The sequence below is a fragment of the Mycolicibacterium bacteremicum genome (genome assembly GCF_002086115.1).
In the GTDB taxonomy this organism is placed as follows: Bacteria; Actinomycetota; Actinomycetes; order Mycobacteriales; family Mycobacteriaceae; genus Mycobacterium; species Mycobacterium bacteremicum.
Window position 1 is genome coordinate 25553 of the sequence record NZ_MVHJ01000043.1, and the last position, 8627, is coordinate 34179.

General features: G+C 65.9%; 6 protein-coding genes and 2 pseudogenes. 3 read left to right on the forward strand and 5 right to left on the reverse strand.

All coding sequences use genetic code 11. The features are described from left to right. Positions 1 to 115: 115 nt before the first annotated feature. The 4 genes and pseudogenes from BST17_RS27030 to BST17_RS27045 form a co-directional block, all read right to left on the reverse strand. Positions 116 to 1576 (reverse strand): FAD-dependent oxidoreductase, encoded by a 1461-nt coding sequence (locus BST17_RS27030; protein WP_083062097.1) that lies wholly within the window; start codon positions 1574 to 1576, stop codon positions 116 to 118. Further along, positions 1573 to 2481, reverse strand: coding sequence for a biphenyl-2,3-diol 1,2-dioxygenase (bphC, locus tag BST17_RS27035; RefSeq protein WP_083062098.1), 909 nt, complete (start codon positions 2479 to 2481; stop codon positions 1573 to 1575). Before bphC ends, BST17_RS27030 begins: the two co-directional genes overlap by 4 nt. Before the next feature lie 13 nt (positions 2482 to 2494). After that, positions 2495 to 3676, reverse strand: coding sequence for an acyl-CoA dehydrogenase family protein (locus BST17_RS27040; protein WP_083062099.1), 1182 nt, complete (start codon positions 3674 to 3676; stop codon positions 2495 to 2497). 92 nt (positions 3677 to 3768) lie between these two features. After that, positions 3769 to 4831: pseudogene (locus BST17_RS27045) on the reverse strand (2Fe-2S iron-sulfur cluster-binding protein). A gap of 133 nt (positions 4832 to 4964) precedes the next feature. Between BST17_RS27045 and BST17_RS27050 the strand changes: the two are divergent. Together BST17_RS27050 and BST17_RS27055 are read left to right on the forward strand one after the other, a co-directional pair. Next, complete coding sequence (locus BST17_RS27050) at positions 4965 to 6575, forward strand: flavin-containing monooxygenase (protein ID WP_407937774.1); 1611 nt, start codon at positions 4965 to 4967, stop codon at positions 6573 to 6575. A gap of 75 nt (positions 6576 to 6650) precedes the next feature. After that, positions 6651 to 7508: an SDR family oxidoreductase gene (locus BST17_RS27055; protein WP_083062100.1), complete on the forward strand. Its 858-nt coding sequence runs from the start codon at positions 6651 to 6653 to the stop codon at positions 7506 to 7508. On the opposite strand, the gene BST17_RS27060 is transcribed toward BST17_RS27055, so the two are convergent. Next, a complete protein-coding gene (locus BST17_RS27060; RefSeq protein WP_083062104.1) occupies positions 7492 to 8349 on the reverse strand; it encodes an alpha/beta fold hydrolase in 858 nt (285 codons plus the stop codon). The genes BST17_RS27055 and BST17_RS27060 overlap by 17 nt on opposite strands. 192 nt (positions 8350 to 8541) lie before the next feature. On the opposite strand from BST17_RS27060, the pseudogene BST17_RS28920 reads away from it, so the two are divergent. Continuing rightward, positions 8542 to 8627, forward strand: a pseudogene (locus tag BST17_RS28920) (2-keto-4-pentenoate hydratase); the annotation flags it as partial.

An 8627-nucleotide genomic window follows, 5' to 3' on the forward strand; every position in this document is an offset into this window, starting at 1 on the left:
TTCTCAGGTGGCGAACAACGCCAGAAGCCGGGTGTGCTACCGCACAACCCGGCTTGGCCTGGTGCTTCTCAGCCCAGTCGATCAACAAATCGATTGTCTCGGCGTGCCGCCTCCGTCAGGCCGACGCCGCGCTCCGACCGGCACGCCGTCCGTAGAAGCTGCCGTCCCCGAGCGATACGCCGCTGGCGTAACCCCAGGCGGCGAGTCCGGCCGCCGCGCGCCCGGCAGCGAACAAGCCGGGGATGGGGTCACCGCTGACGTGCAACACCTCGGCATCCAGCGTGGTGGCCAGTCCGCCCAAGGTGAACCCGCCGGTGCTCTCCCGCAGATCGATGGCGCCGACGGGGGAACCGATCGGCTTGATCCACTGCGGCTTTTTGTGCAGCAGCGGATCCTCGCCACGCGCCGCGCCCTCGTTGTAGGCCGCGACCGTGGCCTGCAGCGCGCCTGGCGCAAAACCGATCTCCGATTCGAGTTCGGCGACGGTGTCGGCGACCCAGGTCGGCGGCCGCAACATCAACTGCGGTGACAGCGAGGCCATCGCCTCGTCCTGGGCGTCACCGTCGATGATCAGGTATGCCGTGTTGTCCTGGTGGTACAGCGTCAGCTGGCCGATGCGGCCCGGGTAGGTGTCCTCGGCGACAAAGCGCTGACCCCTGGCGTTGACCAGGATTCCGCGCACCAACTGCTGCGGGTCGGCGAAGATCGCGACCTCGGTGGCGTCCATATGGGCCAGGTCGGCTCCGAGCGCCTGGGCCATCTGGATGGCGCGGCCGTCGTGCTGCTCGATCGAGGCGGCCGGTCGGCCCGCGATCCGCGGCGCGTACTGCGCCACCATCGCCTCGTTGTAGGCGAAGCTGCCGGTGGCCAGCACCACGCCGCGCCGGGCCCGGATGGCGACCTCTTCGCCGTACCGGCGCGCGACGACACCGACGACGCGACCGTCGTCCGACACTATGAGTCGTTGCGCCCGAACGTCATACAGCGCGCGGGCGCCGGCCGCGGTCGCCGTCTCGACCAAGGGCTTCATCAGCATATAGCCGGCGGAGGCCTCGCCCTGCTTCTTGTTCGACATCTGCGGAACGTGACCGCGTGGGGCGGGGGTGGCGACGGTGTTGAACGGGAACGAGTTCTCGCCACCGGAGTACATCAACCCCTGGTCACCCATCGGCTCCCAGCCGGGCTCGCCGAAGAACTCTTCCTTGAACGTCACCCCGCAGCCGACGAGCCAGTCGAAGTGCGCGACGCTGCCCGCGCAGTAGTCGTTGATGCGTTTCTCGTCCGCGCCCGGTCCCATGGCCACCTTCAGGAAGGCGGCCATGTTGTCGACCGAATCCTCGAAACCGCAGGCCTTCTGAACCGGGGTACCGCCGCCCAGGTAGATGAACCCACCGGCCATCGATGCCGCGCCGCCCCACGAGCCGGTGCGTTCCAGGACGAGCACATCGGCACCGGCGCGGGCGGCTTCAACGGCCGCCGAGGCACCCGCCACGCCGTAGCCGGCGATGACGACGTCGGCCTCGTGGTCCCAGCGGGAGATCTCGGCGTCGGCGATCGGGACGATATCGCTCGTCATGGGCGCATCGCGGCGGGCAGATCGTCGACCCACTGGTGGCCCCAGTAGCTGTCGGCGGTGATTTCCTCAGCGGTGTAGTAATTCTCGTCGACCCGCATGCCGTCGGTGCCGAACTCGATATCCCAGTCTCCGGGGGCCCGGACGTAGAAGGACACCATCTTGTCGTTGGTATGTCGGCCCAGCGTCGAGGACAGCCGGAAGCCGTCGGAGTTGATGCGGTCCAGCGCCTGGCCGACCGCGTCCAGGGTGTCGACCTCGACCATAAGGTGGATCAGACCCGGGTCGCGCAGCGTCGCGGCGGGGCACAGCGCGAGGCTGTGATGGCGCTGGTTGACGCCGAGGAAGCGCACCCGGACCGGGCCGAACTCCGGCGGTACCGGCACCCGGAACGCGCCACGCGACTTGAATCCCAGTACCTCGGTGTAGAAGTCGAACATTCCTGGTACGTCCAGCGCCGGCAGCACCACATGGCCCAGGCCCTGCTCGCCGGTGACGAACCGGGCACCGAACGGCGTGACGATGGGGCTGTGGTCGAGCACCGCTCCATGGAAGACCTCCAGCGAGGTCCCGGCCGGATCCTCGAAGGCGATGACCTCTTCGACCCGGCGACTGTCGGCCTCGGCCAGCGACAGCTCCTTATATGGGGTGCCCGCGGCTTCCAGCTTGCGCTTCACCTCGTTGAGGTCCGCGGCGTCACGCACCTCCCAGCCGACGGTGACGATCTTGTCGGTGTCACCGGGGAAGACGATGATGCGCGCGGCCCGCTCGTCCATCCGCAGATAGAGCGAATCGGGATCCGGCCCGCTGCCGGTGGCGAAACCCAGTACGTCGAAGGCGAATTGGCGCCAGCGCGGCATGTCCGTGGCCTGAGCGGTGACATAGCCGAGGCTCTTGATCAAACCCATGTGTCGACCTTTCCTAGATCATCGCTCGCAGCGGACCCTGTGGATCCACCCCGAGCGAACTGAGTGCGGATGCGTGATAGACGGTGCTGGGGACGTGAATGGCGTGCGCCTGACCCACGTGCACATCGCGCCAGTACCGCTGCAGCGGCTTGTCCATCCGGGTGCCGTTACCGCCGCAGCGGGCGAAGATTTCGTCGACCGCGGACACCGCACGCCACACGGCGCGGACCTGGGTGCGGCGACCGGCCGCACGATCCTCGAAGGACACCTCCTTGCCGGCGTCGACCATGTCGTAGATACGGTCGGCATTGGCCAGCAGTTCCTGGCGTGCCGCGTTGATGTCGGCGGCTGCCTCACCGATCGCGTACATCACGTACGGATCGTCCTTGATGGCGACACCACTGGAATTCACGCGCTGGCGCTGATAATCCAGCGCGGTGGCCAGTGCACCCTCGGCGATTCCGATGGTGGCCGCGGAGATGCCCAGCGGGAACATCGTCGACCACGGCATCAGGTACAGCGTGTCGGTCATGCCGGCCTCGCGCTGCGCGGTGCCGTCCATCACCTTCATCGCGTCCATGGTCCGGTAGCACGGTACGAATGCATCCTTGACGATGACGTCCTTGGACCCGGTGCCTCGCAGGCCCACGACATCCCAAGAATCCTCGATGATCTCGTAGTCCTTGCGCGGCAAGATCATGTGCAGCATCTGCGGCGGCATCAGCGGCTTGCCGTCGGCGTCACCGATCATGGCGCCCAGGAAAATCCAATCGCAGTGGTCGGTGCCCGAGCTGAACTGCCAACGGCCGTTAAAGATGTAGCCGCCGTCCACGGGCTTGGCGACACCCTGCGGAGCGTAGGGCGAGGCGACCCAGGTGTCCACATCGTCGGCCCAGATCTCGGCGCCGCCCCGCGGGTCGGCGTACGCGAGCTGATAGGGGTGGACGCCCACCACACCGTTGATCCAGCCCGCGGCCGGGTCGAGCGCCGCGGTGGCCATCACGGTCTCGGCGAACTCGCGTGGATGAACCTCCAGCCCGCCGTGCTGCTTGGGTTGCAGCAGACGAATGTTGCCGAGCTGCTTCATCGTCTTGACCGTGTCATCGGTCAACTTGCCGATCTTCTCGGCCTCCTCAGCCTGTCCACGCAGTTGGTCTGCGACATCGGCAAGGCTGTCGATCACCCGTTGTGTCATACCTACGATGGTCGCCTTTGTCGGCCCCGGCCCGCGGGTGCCGTCCCGGTGAGCGGAAGTGAATCGAGGGCACGTTTGCGGTGGCAGAGGATCTAGAACTCGACCCTGATGGTGTCCGACAGCGGGCAGGCCTGGCAGGCGAGGAACAACCCGTCGGCGATGTCGTCCTCCTCCAGGATTGCCGCATTCCCGAGGTCGACCTGGCCCTCGACAACGGTAGCCGCGCAGGACCCGCAGTTGCCCTCCCGGCAGGAATAGGGCACCTCGATGCCGGCGGCCATCATGGTGTCAACGAGGTTGCGTCCCCCCGGCCACTTCAGGTGAAAGACCTCACCGTCGATGGAGACCTCGGCGTCGGCCCCCTCCCCCGTCGGCGGGCAGGTCCTCGACCACCACCTCGGCGAAGGGGTCGCCGTCCAGAGACTGGAACACCTCCAAATGAATGTTGTCCCGCGGAATGCCGGCCTCGGTGAGTGATTCCTTGACCACCGACATGAATGGCGCCGGACCGCAGATGAAGGACTGGTATCCCGAGAAGAGCCGGGCGAAGTTGCCCAGCTGCGCGAGCGTGGGCAGGCCCTGGATGGACTCCAACCAGTGCAGCACGGTGAGCCGGCCGGCGTACCGCGCCGCGAGCTCGCGCAGTTCGGCGGCGAAGATCACCGAGGCCTCATCGCGGTTGGCGTAGCACAGCACGACCCGGCCGGTGCCGGCAACCAACACCGACTTGAGGATGGACATCACCGGCGTGATGCCGCTGCCGGCGGCCCACAGCAGGAAGTCGCCGTCCAGGTCGCGGGGGGTGAAGACGCCCGACGGCGGCAGTGACTCGATGGTGTCGCCGATGGAGACGTTGTCGCACAACCAATTCGAGCCGTAACCGCCCTCGGTGCGCTTGACGGTCACCTTGGGTGCGTCGTCGGTGTGCGGGGAACTGGCCAACGAATAGCACCGCGCGACCGAACCGGTCTGGTCGCTGGGGATTCGCAGGGTCAGGAACTGGCCCGGGCGGTAGCCGAACCGCGTCTGGTGTTCACCGGGTACAGCAAAGACCAAGGATTTGGAGTCGCGGCTCTCCTCGATCACGTCGGTGACGGTGAGGGGCACTGCGCGGGGGGCGGCCGGGGCTTGGCTGCCGGCATCGACGTCGCTCATACCTGGAGTCTGACCCACATCGGGACTCGCCCGCGCAGGCGCTACCAGTGGACGGGACGAAACTCAGATTCCGATGACCATTGACCGGGAGATGATCGAACCTGGCGTTTGCACAGGTTCTAGCGTTCACGAGGTGAGTGCGACTGCAGACCATGTCGACGTTGTTGTGGTTGGTGCCGGATTCGGCGGCCTCTATGCCCTGCACAAGTTCCGGGAGCAGGGTCGGTCGGTCCGGGTGTTCGAGGCGGCACCCGAAGTCGGTGGCACCTGGTACTTCAACAGGTATCCCGGTGCGCGGTGCGATGTCGAGAGCCTGGATTACTGCTACTCATTCTCCGACGAGTTGCAGCAGGAGTGGACCTGGACGGAGAAGTACGCCACCCAGACCGAGATCCTCGACTACATCAAGTGGGTCGCCGACAAGCTCCATTTGCGGTCCGGCATCACGTTCAACACGCGGGTCGTCTCGGCGGTCTTCGACGAGGACGCGCTGCAGTGGGCGGTGACCACCGATACCGGCGAGACCGTCACGGCCCGCTTCGTGGTGATGGCCACCGGTCCGCTGTCCTCGCCGCTGACGCCGAACATCAAGGGGCTCGACGACTTTGGTGGTGAGGTCTACCACACGGCGCACTGGCCGCACGAGGGTGTCGACTTCACCGGCAAGCGGGTCGCGGTGATCGGCACCGGCTCCTCGGGCATTCAGTCGATCCCGATCATCGCCGAGCAGGCGTCGCAGCTCTACGTCTTCCAGCGCACGCCGAACTACAGCGTGCCCGCGGGTAACCGACCGCTCAGTGTCGATGAGATCACCCAGGCCAAGGCCACCTATGACGAGCGGCGACGCAAATCGTGGCGCAGCGGCGGCGGATCCCCGCACGTGGCGCATCCGAAGATGACGATGGAGGCGACCCCGGACGAACGTCGGGACGCCTTCGAGAAGCGTTGGCAGCTGGGCGGTGTGTTGTTCTCGAAGACGTTCGCCGATCAGATGATCGACATGGAGGCCAACGAAGAGGCGCGCAAGTTCTACGAGGAAAAGGTCCGCGCGGTCATCGACGACCCCCACGTCGCCGATCTGCTGATCCCGAAAGATCATCCGATCGGTACCAAGCGGATCTGCACCGATACCAACTACTTTCAAACCTTCAACCGGCCCAACGTCACACTGGTCAACGTCCGCACGACGCCGATCGAATCGATCGATGCCACCGGGATCAACACCACCGCCGACCATTTCGATGTCGACGCGATCGTGCTGGCAACGGGTTTCGACGCCATGACCGGCACGCTGGCCAAGATCGACATCATCGGCCGCAACGGCCAGAAGCTGGTCGAGGACTGGGCCGACGGCCCGCGCACCTACCTCGGCCTGGGTGTGGACGGGTTCCCGAACCTGTTCCTGGTGTCCGGCCCGGGTGCGCCCGCGGTACTGGCCAACATGGTGCTGCACGCCGAAGCGCATATCAACTGGATCGCTGACGCCCTCGACTACCTCGACGAGCACGAGGTTGACGCCATCGAGGCGACCACCGACGCGGTCGACGACTGGGTCGCCGAATGCAACAAGCGCGCCGACGCAACCCTGTTCCCCAAGGCCAACTCCTGGTACATGGGCGCCAATGTGCCCGGTAAACCGCGGGTGTTCATGCTTTTCATCGGCGGGTTCGCCACCTACTTGGGGATTTGCGCCGACGTGGCGAACGCCGGCTACAAGGGATTCAGCCTGCTGAAGGGATGCTGATGCCGGCTCGAACTCAGAGGGGCAGTGGTCAGTAAGACTGATCTGTGCACACCGCGGTGATCGGAGAAGTATCGGATGGGCATTTATGTGGTCAGTGGGTCCGCCTCGGGAATGGGACTCGCCGCTGCCGAAAGGCTCCGCGTTGCGGGTCATGTGGTGATCGGTGTCGACATCAAGGACGCCGACGTGGTGGTCGATCTGTCCACGCAAGCCGGACGTCCCGCGGCCGTGGACGGCGTCCTCCAACGCTGTGGCGGTGTCCTCGACGGTGCGGTACTGGCAGCCGGGCTCGGTCCCATCGCCGGCCGCGACCGGCAGATTGCGCAGGTCAACTATTTCGGCGTCGTCGATCTGCTGTCGGCGCTGCGTCCGGCGTTGGAACGGTCCGAGGGTGCGAAGGTCGTCGTGGTTTCGAGCAACTCGACAACGACTGTGCCGTTGGTCCCCGAGCGCGCGGTGCGGGCTCTGCTGGACGGTGACATCGAGCGGGCGCTGCGTGCGGTTCGCGTCTTCGGCAATCGCTCGGCACCGATGATCTATGCCGCCTCCAAGATCGCCGTTTCGAGGTGGGTGCGCCGGCACGCGGTGACTGCGCAATGGGCCGGGTCGGGTATCCGGCTCAACGCGCTCGCCCCCGGCGCGATCATGACCCCGTTGTTGGCCGAGCAGCTTGCGAACCCTGCGGCAGCGAGGGCGGTCAGTTCCTTCCCGGTCCCGACCGGCGGGTATGGCGATGCCGGGCAACTGGCCGACTGGATCGTCTTCATGCTGTCCGATGCTGCCGACTTTCTCTGCGGCAGCGTCATTTTCGTCGACGGTGGATCCGATGCCTACTTCCGCTCCGATTCGTGGCCGGCGCGCCCGCCCGTGACGATGCTGCCGCGCTATCTGTGGCGCCTCGTCGGTTTTCGGCGGTTCATGCGCCGTTCCTGAGGAACGCCAGCACCGTCCGCTCGAACGCCGCCTTCGCCTCGATCATCACCCAGTGCCCGCAGTTGGGGAACACGTGCAGTTCGGCGTTGGGAATTGTCCGCATCGGCACCAGCGACATGTCCAGCGGGCTGACCCGGTCATCACGTCCCCAGGTCAGCAGCGTGGGCGCGGCGACCTTGTGCATCGTCGCCCACGGCAGTGGGAAGTCGGCGTTGCGGATCATCTCCATCATCGCTGCGAAGGCCGCCTTGCCGTACATGCGTCGCGCCGCCGCGAGCGTCTCCGGATCGGTGGCCAGCGTCCAGCGCTCCTCGATCAACTCCTCGGTCACCAGCGACTCGCTGTAGACCATCGAGCGCAACCAATCGATGAGCCGCTGCCGGGTGGGGTCCTCGGTGAACTCCTGCAGCAGCCGGATGCCCTCGCTGGGGCCCGGGCTGTAGATGTTGGTGCCGATGCCGCCGATGGTCACCAGCTTGCCGATCCGGTCGGGATGCTTTATGGCGAAGTTGATTCCGACGCCACCGCCCATCGAGTTACCGATGACGTCGACTGTGTCCAGGCCCAGCGCATCCACGAACTGCACGACGGCGGCTTGCGCGTCCAACATCGGGTAGCCGCCGAAGTCGTCGCTGACCCCGAATCCTGGGAACTCCAAGACCAGGCAACGGAAATGCCTGGTGAAGACATCCAGGTTGCCACGGTAGTTCCGCCAGCCCGTGACACCGGGCCCCGATCCGTGCAGTAGGAGCAGCGGGGGACCGTCGCCGGCTTCGTGATACCGCAGGATCCCGGAGGGGGTGCTGATTTCGCGCTGGCTCGTGGTGTAGTCGACTGTCATGGTGTGATTCCACATCATCTGCACGGCGAATACGGCAGAGATGCCGAACAGCGGGACATGTTGGCGCGATGTGAGATACGAGACGTCCGGTGAGTGGACGGGCGGTCACCTCCTCGCTCGAAGCAACACAGAATGACATCAACGTCGGGCATCCCCTCCGACGACGAGGATTTCGGTGAAAGTGAGGCCCATATGCTGCCCGTCGAGGTGCGCGATGAGCTCGCGGCCGATCTGGCTGAGGCGGAGCGCAGCAGGGTTGCGACGGCGCCGTTGACGGA

Bases quoted from the DNA above. Each gene is read 5' to 3' on its own strand.
- BST17_RS27030 (WP_083062097.1), bottom strand. From the start codon at position 1,576: ATGACGAGCGATATCGTCCCGATCGCCGACGCCGAGATCTCCCGCTGG.
- bphC (WP_083062098.1), bottom strand. From the start codon at position 2,481: ATGGGTTTGATCAAGAGCCTCGGCTATGTCACCGCTCAGGCCACGGAC.
- BST17_RS27040 (WP_083062099.1), bottom strand. From the start codon at position 3,676: ATGACACAACGGGTGATCGACAGCCTTGCCGATGTCGCAGACCAACTG.
- BST17_RS27055 (WP_083062100.1), top strand. From the start codon at position 6,651: ATGGGCATTTATGTGGTCAGTGGGTCCGCCTCGGGAATGGGACTCGCC.
- BST17_RS27060 (WP_083062104.1), bottom strand. From the start codon at position 8,349: ATGACAGTCGACTACACCACGAGCCAGCGCGAAATCAGCACCCCCTCC.